This is a genomic window from Bacillus altaicus (assembly GCF_042136375.2).
Lineage (GTDB): Bacteria > Bacillota > Bacilli > Bacillales > Bacillaceae_G > Bacillus_A > Bacillus_A cereus_U.
This window is the reverse complement of record NZ_CM143394.1, coordinates 2,408,887-2,431,908: the sequence shown is the minus strand read 5'-3', so window position 1 is coordinate 2,431,908 and position 23,022 is coordinate 2,408,887. Positions and strand designations below refer to the sequence as shown.

Here is a 23,022-nt window from a genome sequence, read left to right as displayed (position 1 = left end):
ATGTATATGGAGGCATCATACATCACTATCAACCTAAGATAAATTTATATCCATACTTCACAGAGAACGTTATTCTTTTTGTAGAAATATACAGAAAGGATGGCGATGTGTTGCTATCCCATTGTAGATTAAGTAGGAAGAGGCACTTTGAGGATAATGCCTTTTCTTTATAAAAAATCCAAATGCTGATACATAATAAATTAATAAAGATAGACTAATTTAAATTTATAGAGATTTAATAATAAGGAATGAAATCATTGAAAACATTCATGCAGCCATTAAAAAATATGATTATAAGATTTGCGAATTGATTATGATATATTTGAAAAAACGCCGATATACTTTCAACTAAGTAAAAAAGCGCCCTGTAAACAGGGCGCTTCGGACGTATACGTTACCTTTAATTATGATTAATATTAGCAGTTGGGTATAATGTTGTTCCTCCAATTGAAACCTTTATTTCATTTGTTAACGGAACATTTTGTTCATTAATAATTGTTCTCCACCATTCCCATGCAAGACCTGTACATTCTCTCGCTACGACTTTTACATTTTTTGAATTCGGTGGAAGTGGTATGACTGTAGAGAAATGAGCAGTTTTGTCTCTACCGCTTCCTTCCCAAGTTTTATGTGTTAGTACTTCTTTCCCATTTTGATCATATGAGAATTCATCCCAAGATACATCAAATTGAGCAACATATGCACCGTAATGATCAATCGTCATTTTAGCACTTGAATATTCTGTAGTTGTAGTCTCAATATAATCTGTATTGTTATGAACAGCCGCAGTTGAATTATCTTTTAAGAAAGTGCTTGTATATGAAATTGGGTATGCTGGATTTTTAAGACTTAATTCTGCATTATCTTTAATGATATTTCGTATTTCATTAAAATCTTTTGTAACAACCTTGTTATGCTCTTTTGAATCTCCACCTAATACTACAGCGGTAAAAGTACTTTCTTCAAAAATATCTTTGTACTGTCCACTCGTTTCGACGCTGTTATTCTTAAGTAAGGCTTTAAAGGCAGCTTGTACATCTTTGCTCTTAGATGTTGTTTCTAACTTCACATAAATTGTTCTGCCATAAGCTACATTTGACACCATAACAGGGGGAGCCGCATTACTTATCCCTTTACGAGTTAACTCACTAAAAGTAACACTATTATCAAAAAAATCTGATGGATTGTTAGGTAGTTCAGCACTTACTGTATAAAATATTTGCTTATATGCCGCAACCATCACTTTTTTCTCTCCATTTGCAATCGCATTAAAGTCAATGTTCAGCCCATTATCAAGATATTTAGCGTTAACATTAAGAGCACTTGCTATTTGTGATTTACTATAAACCATAGATTCTGCATACTGCATTCTTGCAGGTAACGTATGTGTTGTTGAATACTTTTCATTCCAAGTAGATACTAAATCATCTACTGCTCCAGACACATTACCATATGTTGGATTTGGAACAGCTATTGTATTTTCTTTTCTCATGCCAGGTAAGTCTATACTAATATTCAAAGGTTTTCTCTTAGCCACTAATAAACTAGGTTGATTATCTGCAAAAGCTTTATTTGCAAGTTGTACGGCTCCTGGATAAGTACGATTAGCCACAGAATCAATAATCGAAATATCGACTGGTGAAGTTGTAAGTGATTTTTTCTCACGTTCAACTACTACAAATTTACCATTTGAATTGATACTTTCTTTCGGAACAAAACTCTCTACTCTATCACCATTTACTGCTAAAATATCTCTACTATCATACTTTAAATTTGCTATGCCAGTATCAATGCCACTAGCATTTTTTGTTGCATCATTTGCATTACCTGTTTGTGTTTCCGCGAAGGAAATAGATGAATAATTAATAGTGCATAAACTAACTAATAAACATGTTAGAAATTTTATTCCTTTGTTATTTTTCTTAATTTTCAAAAAAACATCCCCTTCTGTTTTTCGTATTAAGGTATGATAATTATTTATAAATAATTGCCGAATAATAAACTTACATAAATACTTTTAAAAGTTCTTGAACTAATGGAATTACTCCACCTAAAAATTTCAAAACTGCCATTGCGATTTCCATATTATTTCCTCCTCTTTTGTTGTTACTAAGATGTAATTTATCTTTATGTTTCTATTATAGTAAGCGCTTCCATTCTCATCAACACATTCTTATATGCAATATTACATATAGGAGTCACCATACATATCTATCAATTTAAGAAGAATAAACGCCACCAAAACAAAAAAAGCCCCAAATTTTTTTGAAAATAAGTTGGGGCTTTTGAACTAGAAAAGTATATTTTTAACTATGAAAACTATGAAAAAAATTTTTCCTTTTTACCTACTTACCAAATTCAGCAAGTAAAATATTTTTAAAAGGATCAGGACTGTTAGCTCTACCCATACTGTTCAAACTGACGGCCAACGTATGCTTACCTCCAAGTATACCTCCAGCAAAAGTACTAAATCCCGGAATACCACCTGTGTGTCCCCATATCGGGACACCGTTTGGAAGCTTAGTTTCATAGATTCCAAGACCGTATCTCCCGATTTCAGCTCTTCCTGTAGGAACTGTAGTAAGCATTTGTTTTAGTTGCTGTTCTTTCATTAATTTTCCACCGAGCAAGTAAGAAAAGAATTTGTTTAAGTCGTCAGCAGTAGAAATCATATCTCCAGCCGAGCTACCTATACTTGGATTAAAATAAGTAACGTCTTTTAGCTCACTTGCTCCGTCTGGTTGGACATATCCACGGGCATGCTTAGTGCCTGGAATAACGCTTGAATTGCCAGGTAGGAATGTATTCGACAATTCCAGCGGTTCAATAATCCGATTTTCAATCTCTTCCGCATAACTGTTTCCGGTTACTTTTTCAATAAGGATACCCAGTAATACGTATCCTGTGTTTGAATAAGACCAGCCCTTTCCTGGGGCAAAGTCTGGGGGCATCGAAAGTCCAATCTTCACTAGCTCTTCAGCGGTATACAATCTTTTTGTATGCGTAAAATCAGCTTCTTTTGACCTTGAGTATTCAGCGATACCACTTGTATGATTCAACATCTGACGGATAGTAATCTGTTTAGCATCATATCCATTTCCTTGAATGACACCAGGCAACCATTTTTCGATGGAGTCGTCTAGATTCAGGCGGTTCTCTCCAGCTAATTGAAGTAAAACCGTTGCGATGAACGTCTTCGTCACACTGCCAATGCGAAAGCGAAAATCTGTTTTCATTGGTTGCTTGCTGCTCAGATCCGCTACCCCAGCGGCATAACCCCAAGTTTTTCCACCCTCGGAAGTTTTAGCAAGTATCCCCGGGTATCCAAGTTGCAATGTATCCCGCATTGCTTGCTTGACGGAATTACGATCTCGTTGAGTATTTGTTTGTAACGAACTAGATACATTTTGAGTGGGCTCTGCTTTTACAATTGAGGTTGGCGTTGTGTATAACAGGGAACTTCCAGCTATTAAAAGAGCCAGACTTGCAAATGTAATTTGACTACGTGTTTTCATAAGGCATTCCTCTCCTCTATTCATATTGTATAGGTGGTTGCTTGATATTTCATACTCACCACACAGCTATCATCTCTACCGATGACAAAAAGTCAACATTGAATTCGTAATCATCTTCATAATGATTATTTTTACAAGCTCCATTCTGTCCTAATAAACGGTAAATCCCTCTTTTTGCATGTATGTTAACCTCAGAAATTATTTCTTTTCCATGAAACACTCTTATTAACTGGTTTGTTTTTCATATATAAGTTATATCTGTTCCTCCTTTCATGCTTCTTTATATTTTCATCATACACAATGAAAATCTCTTTTTCCTTACCTATTCCTTACAAATCCCTTACGTTCAAAATAGCTTCTGTGTCTCAAATGTGCCAATTAATTCTCATCAAGAAGAAACGAGAATTAAGCGAATATAAAGCGATTTATATCATAAAAGATTATTTTCTACTTATTTATGAATCTCTACAAAAAGACACCAAAGAATTAACAAAGATATTGTTTCGTCTGTTTGATATCTTACAGAAAAACGGACGAAAATCCCATAGGTATGAGAAGAAAACCGTCTTTGATATCTTAGGCGTCGTATATAACCTTTCTATGCCTCACAAGCATGTAGCGTAATCCAAAAAATTAAAACCCAATAGGGTTTATCTGGTATGAAAATATTTAAAGAACTTACACTGGATCTTTAGAAAAAAGAAAAAAGCCCATCAAGCTAAGGTTTTGAAGTACCCCCTAAATGAAAATTTTCTTTCTCTACAGTTAATTATTTTGAGAAGTCAGCTCATTTTTTTGTTTGTGGGGTGTTAACTTTTCTTAAGTTGATAGGAATGTGGTGCTACCCCATTATGCAAAAGACAAAAGTTGGAATCTGATAGATGAAAAATAATAATTCCTTATTCAACTAACGCATGCATTAGTTGAACAACCTAAGGCTGCTTCGGTAGCCATTTTTTGTACCAACTGGCAGTTTAGTTTTCAATATGTGAAAAGGGATTTCTAAGTGATTAATTGAATATATATTTATTGTTTACTAATTTTGGGGAGGTCCCTTTATGGGAGACAAGCTTTGCTGTATATCAAGTTCTTAATGAAGAAAGACTAGGAGCTTCGCACGGTTCTATAATAACTTATAGTGATGCTTTGACGGGATCTCCTGTTAGTGAGATAGGGTATTTTTTAATTTATTTATTATAGTAACGTAACCTTAGTTTGTTGATATGGTGACATATCAACAAACTAAGGTGGTACCACGAAATTGCAACTCTCGTCCTCAAGAATTATTTCTTTTGGGTGAAAGTTTTTTTATTATATAAGTTTCATTCTGTCATAATTTAAAGTTTTCGAGAGGAGAAATGATATGCATCCTATTTTATTAGATGTTCCTTTACAAATAGAAACAGACAGACTAATTCTTCGAGCACCACTTCCAGCTGGTGACGGGAATGTAGTATACCAAGCTATTAAGGATTCAATTAATGAGTTAAAACAATGGTTGCTTTTATTCCAGTCAATTCCTACTGTTGAAGAAACGGAAATTCTCCTGAGAAATGCCCATATAGATTTTTTGAAAAGAGAAAGCTTTCGCTATCTTATCTATCATAGGGATACTAATGATTTTATTGGAACTGCTAGCCTTCACGGAATTAATTGGAAAATTTCTAAATGTGAAATTGGATACTGGATTAACACGCAATTTAGTGGCAATGGATATATGACAGAAGTAGTAAGTGAGTTAACAAACCTTGGATTTCAGTTACTCAAATTTAGAAGGATTGAAATACGATGTGAATCTAATAACACTAAAAGTCATAAGATCCCTGAAAAACTAGGTTTTGAGCTTGAAGGGATATTACGTAATGAAGATCTTTCAGCTGACAGTAAAAAACTAACTGATACCTGCATCTATGCAAAGGTAAATTAGATTGAAATTTTAATACTCAATTGAGTCTGTGTACATAGTTTATTCCCCTTCTAATCCGTTATTGTGATTTGTTTAGAACTATAGTACATCAATATGTTTAAAATGAAATGTACTGAAATGGGTATATTCTATTAAAACAAGAAGATTTACTTCTCATAATAATATCAGTATTATATACAAATGTTACAATCATTTTATAAATAAATTACTTCATGAAGTTATAAAATTAGGACCGTACATATTAGACATATCTAAAATGTACGGTCCTTTTATTTACTAGTGGTTCACTTATCTAACCTAAAGATAAGTATGTGGTCCTTTTACAATTTGAATTTCTTTTTAAGCTTCTTATATTTTCTATATGAACGTCTAACAATGTTTAACATGAAATACGGTATTTTAACAGGGAAAGGCAATTTATAAATGAAAGGCAAGTAAAATGTAAAATATGCCTTTTCTAAGTCTCTCCACTTACTATCTTCTTTTGTTTTTAAGAAATCAGATACATCGACTACATATCCCCTTCCGTTTTCCATCATCACATTTTTCCCGTGAACATCACAAGGAGTTAATCCTTGCTCCCTTGCATACTCTATAGCTTCATTGATATCAAGGATTACCTGCTTCGGAATTTTAATCCCCTTATGAATAGCATCGTATAAGGTAATTTCTTTTAAACGTTTCAATACTATGAAATTTCCCCCTTTATATATAAGCTTCGAATAAGAAGGATGATTTCCGATTCTTCGGTATACTTCTGACTCTTTTTCAATTCCTTCTCCTTCTCGCACGTAAACTTTCACTACCCAATCTTTGTATTCTTTATGCATAAATACTGCGGCATAATTACCTGTCCCTAAACACTTCCAAAGTCTAGGAATATCTTTAACTACTACAGGCTCGAATTCATCCTCACTTCTTATGCTTACCTCTTTTAATAATTCGTCCTTTATCAATCCCACAAAACTATTTATACTCATCATTCCCACTCCGGTTTTGCTAAAAGGGGTCCCCCCCATACCCATCAAGTTAAAAAGTACCTTCTTCCCTAATACGAAAAAAATGAGCAGACTTCACTAAGTAACTAACTTTAGCGAAATAAAATTTTCATTTAGGGGGGACTTCAAAACCTTAAAATGGATATTCTACGCAAATATATACTATTGATACAATAAGTCATGTTAACTTCACATGATTATATTATACAAAAACTCAGCAAATACCGTTACGAAAAGTTTACAAGTCATATCTACTCTCTCTAAATAGTTTATTGCGAATCTACTTTAAGAAGATAAGTAAATGGCATATTATGTAGGCTTAAATATATTTGTTGCCCAAAATACTAATAGTAGTACTGATAGACTTGCTCAAATGTTTATAGGAGCTCAAGACTATTGGAGTCAATATGGAATAACTCTAAATTTCCGTTGGCATTTTTTCCTAGAGGCTAATCCTCAAAACTATTGGTTTGCCTATACCAATGAAGAGTATTCCGCAGATAAAATTGACTGTTTTAATCCAGATACTTTAAATAATTTACTCCCATATACGCAAGGAGTTAACGAATGGATTGGATTATTTTTTGCCTGAGGAAATAGATTAGCAGATGGAGAAAGCACTGGGTGCACTTCGTATGTACCGATTGTTCAGAATGGTGAAATAACGAGCGGTACCGACCCTTACTTTTTTATAAAGTGAAACTTAAATTCGCGGGGGTGTTCATCTCCCGCAGATTATGAGCTCTCACTAACCAGTTTTTACGTGCAGCATAAAGTCATTACATTTTCGTAGCGTACGAAATTTGTGTTTTGTTGGTACTACCCCATCGCCATCAAGCTAAAAGAACGAGTTACCCCAAACAATAAATACGAGCAACATGCTCAAAATTTTCGTTATGGGGGATTAAGATGTTAACAAACAAGTACTTAGACGATTTATTCGAAGAATTAAAAATAGAAGGTGAAACTTACTTTTACTATTTCTACTCCTATGTAACACCATCAGCATCAGAGTATTTTAAATACGGTCTTGGAGCATTGGCAGACCTTGAGCATTTAATCATATGTTTTACCGATAAAAGACTTATGGTATTAGAAATATCAATGAGTGGTAAGTTCACTGGTAATATAAAGTGTATAGACATGAAGGATATAGAAAGTGTGAAAGTTAAGAAAGGTTTGTTTAGGACTAAGATAACTGTCACTTCAACAGGTAACAGGGGTGATATTGTAATTAAAGCAAATAGTTTTACAATAGGCTTATCGAATCAGAAGAAAAACCTAATAAAATTAGAAAAGAAGTATAGTTAAAGATAAGAGACAAATAGATTTTTATTTGAAGAAGGCTTACGCCTACTGATATTCATCTCCCACCTAAAATTGGTGTTTCACACCTTTATATTTTTGAGGAAGGAGTCTTCTGTCAGAAACCGAAAAAAATGAGATACTCCCATTTTTTTCGGTTTTGGAGTATTTCGTTTTCATTAGCTTGATAGTGATGTTTCCGTACCCCCTAAAAATAGAAAAAGAAGATTGAGACATCTCATCTTCTTTTCAGGCAGAGTTAGAGAAAGCATTTTATTGGATAAAATGCTTTCTCTAACTCTGCAAAAATCGCTGTATTTCTATTTCTGGTAATCCTGTAAGCTTTGCAATATCTTCTACAGACACACCATTTTTATGCATGCCTCGAATGAGTTGCATCTTTCCTTGCTCAATTCTCTTTTTAATTCCTTGTTGTTCTGCATGAGCAAATTTTGCTGCCTCATCCATTAAGGCCTTTTCTCTTGCTTCATATGCTTGACGGAAAGAAGAATCTTGACTCATACGTTCCCATTTATTCATTGCTTTTTGTAAAATCGGATCTCGGTTCATGGCAATATCCTCCAATGTTTGTGTGAGATGTTCATCTTCATTCGCAGGTAATAATAATAACCAACGAACAAACGAATCTTCCCACGGATTGACTTTCTCTTCGCGCCATTGCTGCATCAACTTTGGAATCTCTACTATATGAACTTCTATATCATCACTTAATAGCTTTTGTTGTTCCTGATTCCAAAGGATGCCTGTTGTATGAAATGCTTCATATTCAGGAAACATCACAAAGTTTAACAGGTTAATTGTAATCGTTTTATGAAGTGAACTATATGGCATGCCCTTTTGTAATTGAGAAGTGTACAACCTTCCCCAATAATACAAACTGCGTTTAATCATATCATGATTGTTATTCAGCTGTATTTCTACATTTACCTTTGTTCCTATATCTAATGTAGCCGAAATATCTAAAATCGATAATTTATCTTCTTCATGTTCTCGATGTAAATGTGGACCTTCTAACTGTAGGGAAACCTTAGTTTACTTTCACCATCTATCAGTTTATTTCAACATAACATTCCGAGTTTCTAAAAAAAGAGAAGCTAATATTCTTTTACGAATGGCTTCTCTGAAAAAAATGTTACTCATTTCTTTTTTAAACGAAGTTACACCCACCACATCTGTGAAGGATTTTCTTCAATTAAAATAGATTGAAGATTTTTTGTGGCACGTTTAAATCCTTCTTGAATAGACATGAGTGGATCTTCGTGTTCAATACTTACAACATAATCATATCCATATGTACGAAGTGCACTCATCATTTGTGACCATTCTTCTAAGCTATGGCCACAACCAACAGAACGGAACGTCCAAGCTCTTGTTTTCACTTTACCGTAGGGCTGCATGTCTGTTAAACCATACATATTTACATTCTCTTGATCGATGTAAGTGTCTTTTGCATGAAAGTGATAAATTGCATTTTCTTTCATTAATAACTTAATAGCAGCGACAGGGTCAATTCCTTGCCACCATAAATGACTAGGGTCTAAGTTAGCACCTATCGCATTGCATGTCTCTTCACGTAGTTTTAGTAATGTATATGGAGTATGTACTAAGAAACCACCGTGAAGTTCTAAACCAATTTTTACACCATGTTCTTTTGCAAATTCACCAACTTGTTTCCAATAAGGAATGAGCTTTTCTTCCCATTGCCATTTTAAAATATCATTGTATTCATTTGGCCATGGTGCAACAGGCCAATTCGGGTATTTTGCGCTTTCATGGTCACCTGCTACACCTGAAAAACAATTCACAACAGGTACGTCTAGTAGTGAAGCTAGTTGAATGGTTTTTAACAATGTTTCATGAGATTCTGTTGCAAAAGCAGCATCTGGGGATAACGGATTCCCGTGACAACTAAAAGCGCTAATGATTAAGTCTCTTTTTTGTACATGTTCTATATATGCGCTTCTGGCCTGTTCACTTTCTAATAATACATCTAAGTTACAGTGCGAACCTCCAGGATAACAACCTGTACCAATTTCTACTGCATGCAAACCGGCTGCTTGTACATAATCTAACATTTCTTCAAATTCCATGTGAGAGAAAAGTGTTGTAAATACTCCTAATTTCATTTATCTTCCCGTCCCTTCTTCGTGTGTGTTACTACTTTCGTAAATTGCATCAATAATTTGCGATACTTGCAGCGATTCCTCAGACTTTACAATTAATTCTTCATCGTATAAGCAAGCTTTTACAAAGTTTTCTGCTTGCAAAATTCCAGGATCGCCGTTATTTGCTATCCAAACAGGTTCACTATTTAATATCATATTATGTTTTGTTGTATATAATTCAATTGGAAAAACATTTATTCCACCCTTTACTCCGGAGATACTCAAATATTCTTCATCATTTTTAATATTTGCTGCCCAAGAAGTTTCAAATAACAATGATGCCCCATTTTCAAACTTTATGTATGCGGTAACATGATCATCAACTTGAAATGTTTTATAATCATATTTCCCCCACATGTTTACTTGATTTGGTAGCTTACTAACGGCATTATAGACACTACCAATGACTTCCGTTTGTTTTGGATTTCCAATTAACCAAAGTGCTAAATCAAGAAGATGACAACCGTAATCTATTAAACTTCCTCCGCCTTGTAATTCTTTATTTGTGAAAACGCCCCAGCCTGGTACTTTTCGGCGACGGAGTGCTTTTACACGAACAACAAGAGGTGTGCCAATCTCACCTATCATCATTTGTTTTGCAACTTGCGACTCTTTCATATAACGATAATGATAAGCGATAGTAAGTTTTTTGCCGTTGTTTTTTGCAGATTCTATCATTTTTTCGCATTCTGCCGCTGTTAAAGCCATCGGTTTTTCGCATAATACATGTTTCCCTGCTTGTAATGCTGCGATAGAAATCTCAGCATGAAACTTATTCGGTATACAAATACAAACAGCATCAACTTCTTTAAAGACTTCTTCATACGTTTCAAATACATAAGGAATGTTATATGTTTCAGCGATTTGTTTTGCGCGTTCTATGTTTCTATCATGTATAGCCGTAATCGTACAATATTCATGTAACTTTACAAATGCAGGGATATGGCGACCTTGTGCAATTCCTCCGGCCCCTATTATTCCAATGCGTAGTTTCTTCATGTCTTCACCTTTTCTCATAATGGAATTGTAACAATTTGTTTTGTTTCACTAGATTGTATGGCTGCTAAAATGACTTCTAGCGATTTCATTCCTTCTACACCATTAATTAACGGCTCTTTATCAGAAAGGATAGACTCTACAAACTGCTCAATCACATGTGAATTACTTTGACCAACTGCAGCATTCGAATGAATTTTATCAAGCTCATATTTTACAACTTCACCATTTTTATATTGAAGAATGAGTGAGTAAGTTGGATCATCTTCTAAGCGAAGAGTGGCCTTTTCACCATAAATAATTGTTGAATTATCTTCTTTGCTAACGTAAGACCAACTTGCTGCAAGTGATCCGATAATGCCACTTTCGGTTTTCAACATACATACTGCACAATCATCTACATTCGAAAATGTTTTTGCACTCGTCTCAACAAAGGCACCAACTTCCGTAATTTCTTCATTAAGAATATACCGAATTAAATCCGCCTTATGTACACCCAAATCACCCATTGCACCAAGAAACGCTTCATCTTTTTTAAAGAACCAGCTCTCTTTTCCATCTACACTCCAATTTTCAGGACCACTATGACCAAATGCTGTACGGAAGCTATATATTTTTCCGATTTCTCCATTTTCAATCAATTGTTTTGCCTTTTGGTGAGAAGCAACAAAACGCTGGTTATGACCAATCATTAAATTTTTACCACTTTTTTCAGCAGCTTCAATCATCATTTCTGCATCTTTTTTTGACGTCGCCATTGGCTTTTCACATAGTACATGGATACCTGATTGTAAAACAACGATAGAAATTGATGCATGTAAATTATTTGGTGTACAGACACTAACTGCATCTAACTCTTCACAATTGATAAGCTCGTTATAGTCAGTGTACATATTTACACCATACTTATTGGCAATTTCCTTTGCGCGTTTTTTATTACTGTCACAAACAGCTACAATCTGTACATATGGGTTTGCTTCATATTCTGGTAAATGACGATACTGCGCGATGCTTCCACAGCCAATAACACCTACTTTTAAAATATTCACTATCATATCCTCCTTTTGCTCGATTTGAAATTATTATAGAAATTTTTTCACTAAAAAAATATGCTATATATCGTTATGTTTTTATCAAAAGTTGCCTTTTTCTATAAGAAATAAGGAAACTTACTTATCGCATTTTAATAAAGGTGTTATATTGCTAATAAGGAGGTGTAAACGTCTATGACGGAAGGAATTTGTAATAAGCTTGCTAAAGCAATTGAAGAAAAGGTTATTTATCAAAATCCATTACTATTTTTAAAGGTATGGGACATTGTTATGGAAACTTCTTATTGTGATCAAATTAAGAGTGCCCCTTGGCATTATCATGAAGAGATTGAGTTTCTAGCAATTATAGAAGGATATTTAGGTATACAAAATAAGGATAAGTATATTGTTCTTGGCCCTGGAGATGTTTTTATTTTAGGGAAATCTGAGTTACATCGGTCACATAAACCTTCTGCAGGTTCGTTACACTACGTTGTGTTTCAAGTAAATTTAAAACAACACTTTGACCGAAGCATTATACAATATTTACATTGCTTTTCAGAACAAACAAAATCCTTAAATGAGTTAAACTATATTTTTGAACAAAATGAAGTTGTGAAACATGAGGCTTATGCTCTTATTATAGAAATCTTTACAGAATCAAAAATGAAAATGAACGGATATGAAATCGCAATTAGTGCTGCCATTAAGAAATTACTTTTATTACTAGTAAGAAACGACACACATAACATATTAACTTATAGTGAACAAGACGACTTCGCTCGTTTAAAACCAGTACTTGATTATGTAGAAGATCATTTAGGAGAAAAGATAACCGTAACAAAAGCATGTGCATTAATAAATTTAAGCTATCATTATTTCATAAAATACTTTAAAAGAATTATGGGTATTTCCTTTTTAGATTATGTGAATTATAAGCGTATCAAACAAGCTGAAAGTTTATTAATAACAAGTGACCTTAGTATTACAGATGTCGGATGCGAAGTTGGAATTGCAAACATGTCACAGTTTTATAAGTTGTTTAAAAAAGAAAATAATTGTTTACCGAAAGAGTTTAAACAGCGAATACAAAGCAATAAAGAGTGAGGTAAGAACATGAAATATACATGTTCTTGCTATAGATATAAAATATTAGATGAAAAACCACCAGGTACATATGGAATTTGTGACATTTTTTTTGGGGAAGATGACAAAATTTAATTTCACAATCCTAACTTTGAAGGTGGAGCAAATGAAGAATCTTTAAGACAATGCCAAAATCATTTTCGCTAAGACTTTCCAATCTGTAAAAAGTATATTCCGTAACAATCGCTTCACGGGCATAAATAGGTGTATCATGATTAGGCGTCTCCTGTATTACATATTCAGTAGGTAGTAGTTTATCTTTTTTATATGAACAAAGTATTTATCATTTGAAGCTGGTGACCATAAGAACCACACCACATTCGCACCTGCTAACACTATACAGACCTTTTTTATAAAACGTTTGTCTACCTCTTGCCTTATTAGAAATTGATATGACAGAATGGGAAAGTGAAAACATCCACTACAGCAACCCACTTATTCATTACAATATCATTTACCCAAAAAACTACTCCAACAAAGCTTATAATAGCGTTTACAAATATGAGAATAGAGGTTTCATTTGATACATCTGTACACTCTCATTATGATAATTATCCGATGCATTTACTTTTGTCCCTATTATGTAATAAGTAAAAAAGTACCCATACAATTGTGATACATATAATAATTGTATGGGTACTTTTTTACACATTCTTTATTCTGTTCTTATTGACATACACGAGATTTATACATTTCGTGGTGATACATACTGTAGTACCAAATCAAATAATTGAAAAATATTACTACGTAATTGATCTCGTTTCTCTAACTTTTTCTCTATAAATATTTCTAATTCACCATTTTCCCCCTCTACTTCGGTTAGTTTTCTCTCAGTATTAACTAAATGCTCTTTTGTAGTAACTAATTCATTTGTAATCTCTTGTAATTTTTGAACCAATACCTGATTGAATTGATTTTGTAATTGATGATTTTCCAATACTTCATCCAATTTCTTTTCTAATTCTAATTTTTCTTCTTTAGAAACAAATAAATCAAGTTCTCCATTTCGGTATGCGTCTATTATACAACAAACGTACATTCGATAGGTAGTGAAGTAACAGTTTATATATGTCGAACAATTAAGATGGCTTCCTGCCATCCCTTATTCGAAGCCAATTCATCCCCCACCTACTCACTTCGCGTTCCTTGAGGAAGGAGTCTTCTTGGCTAAAATGATAAAAAGGCGAAAGAAATTAATCTACTAACCTCCTTTCACCTTCTCTCTAACTCTCTAACGATACCCAATTCTGGTTCAAAAATAAGCCCAAAGAATTAAATAATTCTTTGGGCTTATTTTTAAAGTTAGGAAGCTACATTCTTTCTTCCTATTAATAATTTCACTGAACATGACCATCGACATGTATAGCGACAGACACTTTTCCAAATCCACAGGATTTCAAAGCCTACGTCATGACTCACGTATAGTAACAGGCATCGAAACCATTCATTATTGATGACTGCAAAAAATTTGTCTTTCTCAACCATAAATCTTTTATATTTCAATTAACTTTGCAACAGAAGTTTATAAAGCATATCGAATTATTGATTCACAGCTTTGACTACAAGTGCTGCGTATGCTTCTGCACCTAATTTGGTTAAATGCACACCATCAGGTGCAAAGTAGTCTCTCTTCCCAGCACTTGCTGCATACCAATCAACTAGAGTTATATTCGGATATTCAGCTGCTGTCACTTTCAATCTCTCATTCACGATTGATTCCCAAGGGCGCGGTACCCTTGTATTAATAAATATCATTTTACGTTCATTTCCAATTAATTTTATTAATGAAACAAGTTGCTCCGTAGTAAAGGCTCCATTTGTACCTAACCCAATAATGACATAGTTTCCTAAATTCCCTTCATTCTTTAACTGTTCAACTACAGGAATCGCTTTTAACAGCTGGCGACCAATTTGTGCATCAATCCTAATATCAGGAAAAGCATTTTTTAAATATGGAGCAATATCAATCATAACGGAATCGCCTATCGCTGTAACGTTGGGAGAACTTTTAGGTTGCACAGAATTTACTTCTTTTGATTCTTCTTGATTTTTGGGCGTCTCTTGAGCTGGATTTTCCCGAATTGCAACTGGATGTTTCGCTGGTTGTGTTTGTACTGCTTCCACCTTATCTAGTTGAGGATTCTCCTTAGCCTTACTAACTTTTGATAACCCAAAAACGGCTATCGACGAAACGAATACTGCACAAATTAAAGCTAACTTAACACTTAAAGCGACATTTTGAAGCCTTAAATTCTTAAACTGAATATTTCGGAGCGCACCTTGTCGGATTGGTTTTTCAATATACTTCCATGAAATTTGCGCAATCATTATAATTAGAAGAAATTGAAGTATTGCTCTTATTAGTGAAAAATCTCCAGCATTTACTTTTGGAGTCGTCAATGTAAGAATTGGATAATGCCAAAGATATATGCCATACGACCTTATTCCTATCCAACGTAAAGGTCTAAATCGTAAAAATTGAGCGATACGGCTCGCTGGATGAGCAAGATTTGCCACTAACAATGCTGTTGCAATTGATAAGAGAACCATTCCTCCATTGTATAGAAACGGATCATATTGATTCGTCTTCCAAAACATAAGCAAAATAATAATAAGAGCAGTTCCTCCCACTACATCCAGAATGAGACGCGCCTTTGGAATAATTTTATTTGCAAGCCTATTGCTTGGCCAAATTAAGGCAAGTGCCGCTCCAATAAGTAAAGAAAAGGCCCTCGTATCTGTGCCATAATAAATTCTACTCGGATCAGCTCCAGGTTCATACAAAATTGCCATCGCTAAAGCTGAAGCAACAGCTCCCAGACAAATCAATAAAATCATACGGGATTGTTTTTTTATGTGGTAAAGTCCTAAACTAATGATAAACGGCCAGACAACATAGAATTGTTCCTCAACTGCTAACGACCAAAAATGATTCAATGGAGAAAGCTGGTTAAAATTATCAAAGTACGATAATTTATGATAAATATACCACCAGTTACTAACATAAAATAACGCCGCTAATGAATCTCCACGCATTTTTTCAAGTAAAGAGCTATGAAAAATCGTAATCCATGCCAACGTTATAACGAGCATAACAAGCATTCCAGGAAGTAATCTCCTTGCCCTACTAAGCCAGAATTTTTTTAAATCAATTCTCTTATTTCTCTTCCACTCCATCGCTAGAATATCTGTAATTAAATAACCTGAAAGTACAAAAAATACAGTAACTCCCAAAAACCCTCCAGGCATCCAATTAAAATTAATATGATACAAAATAACACCTAGTATAGCTAGGCCCCTTAGACTGTCCAATCCAACCATATAACGACTATTTTTTTCAAAAGGTTTAGTCACCCAACAATCACCTCTATTTCTTAGAAATTAGGTTACTAATAGCGGTATAAAATGCTATTAATTTCCTAAAATCGTATAAGCTAAGCTATAAAAAACACCATTAGGGAAGGCTCTTTTATTATCATTACATACACAGTAACTAATACTTTATCACGTTATCTGTTTCTGTTGTAAAAATTTTTAAACTAGTTGTTTTTGCTTATTCCCCCGAAAAAGAGACATATGCTTAATTAATTAAAAAGTACACTTTTTGATACGTTTTTACATATTTCTCTTTTTGATTGAATGTATGGTTCTGGTGTAAAAAATGATAAGTAAAAAAGAATTCAGGATTCCTAACGGATTCACCTGTTAAGCAATTAATCCAAACAGCCGGTTGATAAAAATATTCTTATTTTGGACAGACTGGTCCTGCAAATCAATTTATTCTTTTTTGAGCATATGCATGGCTTCAACACCACTCAATATAGAAGCTGATGTTTTGTATGATTTAAATCCCAACATAGAGCGTATACGTTTTTTAATAAAACGAGGCTCTTGTTCTACTATGTTATTTAAATATTTTATCCTTCGGATTTTGGTGCCCATTGGTATCCTTTTTTCTTCCTTCAACTGTTCGATAGCAATTGGATAAGCAGGATCCTTATCGACTGTTATAATACGAGGCTTTGAAACATGAAAAGACTGCAAAGCTTTCTTGAAAAAGCGCTTTGCAGCCTTATAATTCCTAGATTTACTCAAATAAAAGTCAATCGTGTTTCCTTCAGAATCAACGGTACGATATAAATACATCCATCGTCCTTTTATTTTTATGTATGTTTGGTCCACTCTCCATGAGTTATTCATTTGTTTGAGATGACGCCGGATTCATGCTATCGGTAAAATGATGTATGTCGTCAAGAACAAGACGCTAAAACATCTGAACACGAACCTATACGGTCTGTCGTGAGAGTGGTGATGGCACACCGCAACCTTGCACGTCAACGATACCAGAAATGGACTTCGCCTTTGGTAGCAAGAATCCTACTGATGTTAGTCAGCTTTCCCCTTTAGGGGTGGGGAGTGTCAACTCAAATATCATATAGAACCAAGTTTATCTTATCTAAACTATAATAGCTTAGTCGCTCACAACAAGAGATGATAGCAATTACATTTTTCTTATTTATTTTACTACTTGAACAGATACTGGTTTCCAGCCCTGATTCTCTACCCAATCAATATCAACCTTATATTTTTTATTACTTTGCTTATCTCGTACATTACCGTAGGCTTTATTTTCACCATTATTTCCAATAAAATCAAAAATCAATTGACCCTCTGGAACATCAACAGCATAAGAAATTGCTTTTTTCATCTCATTCCAATCTACTGTTCCTTCTTTAAATTTCATTGCAGGTTTTGCTCCTTGCTCTGTACCAATTGCCTTCCAAGAAGAATTAGTTTGAGAACCCTTTTCTTGAGATATCGTTTTTTCTCCCTCTTTATTTTCATTTCCGTTCGTTTTTACAGGCTCTTCTACTTTTTGTTTCTCTTCTAAATGTGCTGTTTCTTTATCTTTGTTTTTCTTTTCTTCTATCTTTGCTGTTTCTTGATCTTCTTTTTTCTTTTCTTCTATCATTGCTGCTTCTTTATCTTTGTTTTTCTTTTCTTCTATCTTTGCCGCTTCTTTATCTTTGTTTTTCTTTTCTTCTATCTTTACTGCTTCTTTATCTTCGTTCTTCTTCTCTTCTATCTTTGTTGCTTTCTTTTCTTGAGCAATTGCTTTCTTTGATGTATCAGAAGTGAAAAACAACTGATACGTCACTATGCCAACTGTTACTAATACCACACTAAATGCGATATTAAATATCCCCTTATTACGACGATTTTGTTGTTTTGCTTGAAACCTGCTTCCTTGTCCCATTTTTCAAACCTCCGTGTTTATTTTCGCCACTAATCTTTACGTATTGTTCTTGAGAATCTTAATATTTTTATTAAATAATGAAAATATTAAGGTTTGTGCGTTTTCAAGTATCTGACATATGTTATTCAAAAATAGTTTAATAAATTAAAGATTAATAAGTTTCTGTACTTAAGTATACTTATTAACAAATAAGCCTCTTCTTCACCGATTTATAATTTTTAAAATCAACTGTCCTCTTTAGTTTGCGCTTTCTAATGGATATGCCGTGAAACCAAAAAAAGATTTCACCTTCTTTTCAGAATAACTTTCGTCACTAGGGAATTCTATTATTCCTAATCTAACCTTTAATTCGCTCTCGTGACAAAATGAATCTTTATGAAGTCCCCTTATCTTTTGTATAAAGCGCTTTTATTTTTTTCAATATAGAGCAATATTTCTTTGTTTATAACCTTCTTAAAAGCTTCTTCTCTACTGTAAAAGTCATTTAAACTATACAATCCATATCATTTAATATGTAACGTTTCTATTAATTCCACCTCATTTTCCAGACAATACTACCATTTCTGAATATTACATTTACTACGAATACACATTCCGGCTTGCTTGAATTATAAATTGCGCTTATCTATAATACATTTTATTATTAATAACTTCAATACTACATATGTAGTATTGAATGGATGCAAAAAAAACATGGAAATTTAATTCAAGCCCTATCAAAATGAAAATAAAAAACATCTGTGATATACACAAAGTGCTTTTCTCTTGTCAATTTATCTATTTTCTTTTTATAACTCAACTCCTTCGAATCGTACTTTTCTAGAGTTTGCTGCAATTCATTTTGTTCATATGGAATATGTTTATCTGTCTGTACATCTTCAACATTTTCTCCACCTGCTAATAATCTCCTGTACTTAAATGAGTGCCCTGTTAATAATGGTGTAATCATTTTGTATGGCCCTCCTTTTGTTTGATTACTTGTATCATAAAACAAGTATCTGAAGTTGATATGTAGTCTACTTTACTGATAAAACTAACAAATAAAAAAGGAAACCTGCATGTTCGTTATAGTGATTTTTAAGTTATATATATTTATATAACTTTATTAATATGTAATATTACATATTAGGATTTTCCTGTATCTTCATGATATTGATGTATTTATAATACTTATATCTTCATATTTAGAAAGGAATAAAAAATGAAAAAAATCACATCAACACTATGTATAGCTGGCATGACTTTAACTATTTTAGGAGTAGCTCCTCAAAGTAGTTATGCTCATCTCGATCAAATTGATTTAACTGAGAATGATCCTATTACCGCTCGATGGTCTGCAGAAGCTCCGTATCATTCTGATAAAAGTACACATTTATGGATTGCAAAACAAGCCATTGAAATTATGAAAACAGAATCTAATGTTGAAGCAAATAAGCAGGCTGTGGACTTTTTAAATTATCCGCAATATAAAGATCTATTTTCTAAAGGATTATATGATGCAGATTATAATGCAGAGTTTAACGATGGCGGAACAGGAATAGGCGGTGTTTTTAAAGGCGGATGGAAATCTCATTTTTATGATCCTGATACTAAAGAAAATTATAGAGGAGAAACAAATCCAACGGCTCTTACACAAGGCAAGAAATACTTTTATGAATCTGGAGAACATTTACGAAATAAAGACTATGAAAAAGCTTTCTATTACTTAGGAGTAGCCACGCACTACTTTACAGATGCTACCCAACCTATGCATGCAGCAAATTTTACCGCAATTGATACGAGAGCTATAAAATATCATAGCTACTTTGAAAATTATGTTACAACCATTCAAAATCAATTTGCAGTCAATACTGGAGGGAATTATAACGACTCTCTATCCACACCTGAAGAATGGATTGATTATGCAGCCCGAGTAGCTAAACCTGAAATCCAAAATATTACTAATGATAAAACATTTAAGTATTATAATAGTGGTAAGGCGCAATTGTGGCAAGAAATGGTTACCCCAGCTGTGCAGCGAAGCTTAGGAGAAGCTCAGCGTAACACAGCAGGTTTCTTAAATCTTTGGTTTAAAACTTTTACTGAAAATGTGAAAGCTCCAAGTATAGAGACTGCATTAATCTATGATATAGAAGGAAACGTCATAGAAGCAGGGAAAAACTATTATATCGTACCAAGTGAATCTCCTTATCAAGGTCTAACATTTGAATGGTATGTAGCAAACCGTTACGATTATGTCTCACTTGCAAATAATAAGAACAATGCTTTATCTGGTACACCTATAGAATTTGAATTCTACAAAGAAAATGATGCAAAGCTACACCACGGGGAGAGTATATATCTTCGCATGAAGCACTCAAATTACGATCAATTTCAATATTTAAATTGGTCTAATTATTCTAGTTGGATTCACCTTGCTCAAAAATCTGATAGTTTAGCTGACTTTAAAATTCAAATTAACCCGGATAAACCTACAGAATATAATATTTTTACAGATGACTATCCATTAAATTATAAGAATATAAATGCAGAGAAAAGTTGGATTGTACTAGGGGGAAAAACACAAAAACCTAGCTCATGGAAGTTTGTACCTTTCAGATAACCTAAACACACTCGTTCCTAATCAGAACGAGTGTGTTTTTTGTTTTGAGGTATTTGCTTTTCTTAAGTTGATGGATGTGGAATCACCATACATGTCCATCAACTTAAGAACGGAAACAGTTTGATCAACTTAGAGGGAACAACCTTGTTCAATCAAATGGTAAGACTATATAGATATTAAAGGGTAGGTTCTGTTGCAAAGTTTGAAAAAAGCATAAACTGGTTGGTAAATCAGGAACAAGGTTGAAGAATTAGCTAGTAATTGTTGAAGTTCATTGTACATTGAAAAGGCGGAGTCTCTTTGAAGACTTCGCCTTTGTTTATATAGGGCATAAATGGTCTCGATACCTTTTATCGTACGTGAAGCATGACGAAGATTTTGAACTCCTGCAGATTTGGCAAAACGTCTCTTTACATGCCTATAATCCTGTTCAATAAGATGGCTTAAATTTTTGATGCTACAATGGATTGTAGTTTGATAAACCGAGAGACCCTTTAGAATAGAAATCACTTTTGACACAAAACAATGATTTTATATGGTGTAGTTTGAGCTGGTATACTCATTGTTGTAAAACCATAAATAGCTATTAAATTACGATTTACAAGATTACCTGTGAAGATTTGACCATTTGTTAATAAAATTTGAGTAGAAGGAGAAATATTTAATTTTAATTTTCCATCACTACTCTCCAACTGTTCATTAAAATAGTCTACTTTTACATTTTGATGAGGTGTATATTTTGCCATAACAATCGCTTGAAATTGTGGTGGGAAAATGAGAGGAGCAGGAGCGTTGGCATCGTAAAACCCGGTTACTTTATCTCCTACTACTACCGTTGCATAGTCGATAAAATACGTATTTGGTTTCACTACAAAATTTATTAGATTCCCATAACCATTATCTACGGACATTAATTTATTACATCCTATATCTTCGTTTGATCCTGTTACAAAATCGTTAATCATAGTTATTGTACCATCAAATGATTGAAATTTTTTCATTCAAATACCTCTTTTGTTTATATAATTAAACCTCTATCGTTACTCTATAATTTTTAAAAACATGTAAATGAAATAATCCTTCTCGTATCAATTCCAAAAATAACCCAAAACCTACCGTTCCATCTAAAACCAGCAACAGACCTTGGTCCTACAAAAATTGGGAAATACCAAAACTGTTCACCATTACTAAGCCATATATAAGTATTTCGAAATAAACATAATGAAATTGCTCCTGGATCAACAGCAAATGGTGAAGCTGTTGATTGTTGAGGAATAAATGATGGGGGAGGAGATGTTGGAGCTTGTGAACTTTGCTGTCCTGGAAAACTTGGTACACCCGGAAAACCTGGCATTCCAGGTATACCTGGAATCTGAGGACCAGGGAATTGACGATCGAAGTATTGATCATAATTTATATAAGGATAATATACTGACTCATAATACATTTAAAAACCACCTCTTTATTTTTAAAACCTTCTAAATTATTAATATGTAATGTGGTTCGTATAGGATGCTTATTCGCTTCCTATACGAACAATATTTTTAACAAAACAAATATCAAATAGGAAAGTATACCCATACCCTTTGTTTTCCGGTATGAGGTAAAGGCTGGGGTAATGATATAAAGTTTTCGTTTTGGGGATACTTCAAAATATTAGCTTGATGGGCATGTGGTACTACCCCATCGCCATCAACCTAAGAAAAGTAAATATCCCCAGAACGAAATTTTTTGCTAACTTGTAGCAAAAAAACTCATTTTTTCGTTCTGGGGTAATTCTGAATGCTTAAGTTGATGGGCATGTGTAAAGAAGGCCATTTTGATTAATCTTTATTCGAGATGCCTTCTTTTTGTTTGTAAAGAATCCCTTCATAAATTGTTTTTATTTTCATATAGTGAAAATAAGTTTTGTAAAAGTATGAAAATAACAAATTAATAAAAATCATTTTTATTTCATTGTAAATACGAAAGTAAACTTTTAAATAAAAATTTACCTTCAATGTCATATAAGAAGCATCCGTTACTTTAGAAACACTCCTATGAGATATAATTATTGATG

15 protein-coding genes and 8 pseudogenes are annotated in these 23,022 nt (G+C 33.6%); 7 read left to right on the top strand and 16 right to left on the bottom strand.

All coding sequences use genetic code 11. The features are described from left to right. Nucleotides 1–400: 400 nt before the first annotated feature. Both ACE38F_RS12690 and ACE38F_RS12685 read right to left on the bottom strand, forming a co-directional pair. The gene (locus ACE38F_RS12690) at nucleotides 401–1,933 is read right to left on the bottom strand and encodes a thiol-activated cytolysin family protein (protein WP_375370420.1); all 1,533 of its coding nucleotides are present in this window, start codon (nucleotides 1,931–1,933) and stop codon (nucleotides 401–403) included. A gap of 412 nt (nucleotides 1,934–2,345) precedes the next feature. Further along, nucleotides 2,346–3,515 (bottom strand): serine hydrolase domain-containing protein, encoded by a 1,170-nt coding sequence (locus tag ACE38F_RS12685; RefSeq protein ID WP_002190158.1) that lies wholly within the window; start codon nucleotides 3,513–3,515, stop codon nucleotides 2,346–2,348. A 366-nt stretch (nucleotides 3,516–3,881) separates the two neighbouring features. Here ACE38F_RS12685 and ACE38F_RS12680 point away from each other — a divergent pair. After that, nucleotides 3,882–4,139: pseudogene (locus ACE38F_RS12680) on the top strand (IS4 family transposase); the annotation flags it as partial. 739 nt (nucleotides 4,140–4,878) lie between these two features. Continuing rightward, the gene (locus ACE38F_RS12675; protein ID WP_375370421.1) at nucleotides 4,879–5,442 is read left to right on the top strand and encodes a GNAT family N-acetyltransferase; all 564 of its coding nucleotides are present in this window, start codon (nucleotides 4,879–4,881) and stop codon (nucleotides 5,440–5,442) included. A gap of 320 nt (nucleotides 5,443–5,762) precedes the next feature. Here ACE38F_RS12675 and ACE38F_RS12670 read toward each other — a convergent pair whose 3' ends face one another. Further along, nucleotides 5,763–6,422, bottom strand: a complete 660-nt coding sequence (locus tag ACE38F_RS12670) for a protein kinase family protein (RefSeq protein ID WP_375370422.1) — start codon at nucleotides 6,420–6,422, stop codon at nucleotides 5,763–5,765. A gap of 319 nt (nucleotides 6,423–6,741) precedes the next feature. Here ACE38F_RS12670 and ACE38F_RS12665 point away from each other — a divergent pair, with 319 nt between their 5' ends. Further along, nucleotides 6,742–7,032 carry a hypothetical protein gene (locus tag ACE38F_RS12665; protein WP_375370423.1) on the top strand — a complete coding sequence of 97 codons (291 nt, stop codon included), beginning with the start codon at nucleotides 6,742–6,744 and terminating at the stop codon, nucleotides 7,030–7,032. Between the two features lie 317 nt (nucleotides 7,033–7,349). Next, nucleotides 7,350–7,751, top strand: a complete 402-nt coding sequence (locus tag ACE38F_RS12660) for a PH domain-containing protein (RefSeq protein WP_048376565.1) — start codon at nucleotides 7,350–7,352, stop codon at nucleotides 7,749–7,751. 288 nt (nucleotides 7,752–8,039) lie between these two features. On the opposite strand, the pseudogene ACE38F_RS12655 reads toward ACE38F_RS12660, so the two are convergent. The 4 genes and pseudogenes from ACE38F_RS12655 to ACE38F_RS12640 all read right to left on the bottom strand — a co-directional run. Then, nucleotides 8,040–8,792: pseudogene (locus ACE38F_RS12655) on the bottom strand (Rpn family recombination-promoting nuclease/putative transposase); the annotation flags it as partial. A gap of 131 nt (nucleotides 8,793–8,923) precedes the next feature. Beyond that, nucleotides 8,924–9,892, bottom strand: a complete 969-nt coding sequence (locus tag ACE38F_RS12650; RefSeq protein WP_137077073.1) for a sugar phosphate isomerase/epimerase family protein — start codon at nucleotides 9,890–9,892, stop codon at nucleotides 8,924–8,926. Then, on the bottom strand, nucleotides 9,893–10,930 hold the full coding sequence (locus ACE38F_RS12645; RefSeq protein WP_445979251.1) for a Gfo/Idh/MocA family protein: 1,038 nt from the start codon (nucleotides 10,928–10,930) through the stop codon (nucleotides 9,893–9,895). Nucleotides 10,931–10,944: 14 nt separating this feature from the next. Then, nucleotides 10,945–11,976 (bottom strand): Gfo/Idh/MocA family protein, encoded by a 1,032-nt coding sequence (locus ACE38F_RS12640; protein ID WP_375370425.1) that lies wholly within the window; start codon nucleotides 11,974–11,976, stop codon nucleotides 10,945–10,947. 177 nt (nucleotides 11,977–12,153) lie between these two features. Here ACE38F_RS12640 and ACE38F_RS12635 point away from each other — a divergent pair, with 177 nt between their 5' ends. Continuing rightward, nucleotides 12,154–13,065 carry a helix-turn-helix domain-containing protein gene (locus ACE38F_RS12635; protein WP_375370426.1) on the top strand — a complete coding sequence of 304 codons (912 nt, stop codon included), beginning with the start codon at nucleotides 12,154–12,156 and terminating at the stop codon, nucleotides 13,063–13,065. A gap of 787 nt (nucleotides 13,066–13,852) precedes the next feature. On the opposite strand, the pseudogene ACE38F_RS12630 reads toward ACE38F_RS12635, so the two are convergent. Next, nucleotides 13,853–14,125, bottom strand: a pseudogene (locus tag ACE38F_RS12630) (MerR family transcriptional regulator); the annotation flags it as partial. 306 nt (nucleotides 14,126–14,431) lie between these two features. Between ACE38F_RS12630 and ACE38F_RS12625 the strand changes: the two are divergent. Beyond that, a pseudogene (locus ACE38F_RS12625) lies at nucleotides 14,432–14,558 on the top strand (IS6 family transposase); the annotation flags it as partial. An 85-nt stretch (nucleotides 14,559–14,643) separates the two neighbouring features. On the opposite strand, the gene ACE38F_RS12620 reads toward ACE38F_RS12625, so the two are convergent. The 5 genes and pseudogenes from ACE38F_RS12620 to ACE38F_RS12600 all read right to left on the bottom strand — a co-directional run. Continuing rightward, on the bottom strand, nucleotides 14,644–16,458 hold the full coding sequence (locus ACE38F_RS12620; RefSeq protein ID WP_375370427.1) for an acyltransferase family protein: 1,815 nt from the start codon (nucleotides 16,456–16,458) through the stop codon (nucleotides 14,644–14,646). A 351-nt stretch (nucleotides 16,459–16,809) separates the two neighbouring features. Then, nucleotides 16,810–17,325, bottom strand: a pseudogene (locus ACE38F_RS12615) (IS6 family transposase); the annotation flags it as partial. 295 nt (nucleotides 17,326–17,620) lie between these two features. Then, entirely contained in the window at nucleotides 17,621–18,361 is a 741-nt protein-coding gene (locus tag ACE38F_RS12610) for a YrrS family protein (protein ID WP_375370428.1), read from the bottom strand. A gap of 282 nt (nucleotides 18,362–18,643) precedes the next feature. Continuing rightward, a pseudogene (locus tag ACE38F_RS12605) lies at nucleotides 18,644–18,858 on the bottom strand (sodium:proton symporter); the annotation flags it as partial. 302 nt (nucleotides 18,859–19,160) lie between these two features. Next, a pseudogene (locus ACE38F_RS12600) lies at nucleotides 19,161–19,310 on the bottom strand (histidine kinase); the annotation flags it as partial. Nucleotides 19,311–19,562: 252 nt separating this feature from the next. Here ACE38F_RS12600 and ACE38F_RS12595 point away from each other — a divergent pair. Beyond that, nucleotides 19,563–20,963, top strand: coding sequence for a zinc dependent phospholipase C family protein (locus ACE38F_RS12595; RefSeq protein ID WP_375370429.1), 1,401 nt, complete (start codon nucleotides 19,563–19,565; stop codon nucleotides 20,961–20,963). A gap of 246 nt (nucleotides 20,964–21,209) precedes the next feature. Here ACE38F_RS12595 and ACE38F_RS12590 read toward each other — a convergent pair. From ACE38F_RS12590 to ACE38F_RS12580, 3 genes and pseudogenes are all read right to left on the bottom strand, one after another. Beyond that, nucleotides 21,210–21,446, bottom strand: a pseudogene (locus tag ACE38F_RS12590) (DDE-type integrase/transposase/recombinase); the annotation flags it as partial. Nucleotides 21,447–21,469: 23 nt separating this feature from the next. Then, complete coding sequence (locus tag ACE38F_RS12585; RefSeq protein WP_375370430.1) at nucleotides 21,470–21,964, bottom strand: hypothetical protein; 495 nt, start codon at nucleotides 21,962–21,964, stop codon at nucleotides 21,470–21,472. 53 nt (nucleotides 21,965–22,017) lie between these two features. Beyond that, nucleotides 22,018–22,410 (bottom strand): collagen-like protein, encoded by a 393-nt coding sequence (locus ACE38F_RS12580; RefSeq protein WP_375370431.1) that lies wholly within the window; start codon nucleotides 22,408–22,410, stop codon nucleotides 22,018–22,020. Nucleotides 22,411–23,022 lie beyond the last annotated feature (612 nt).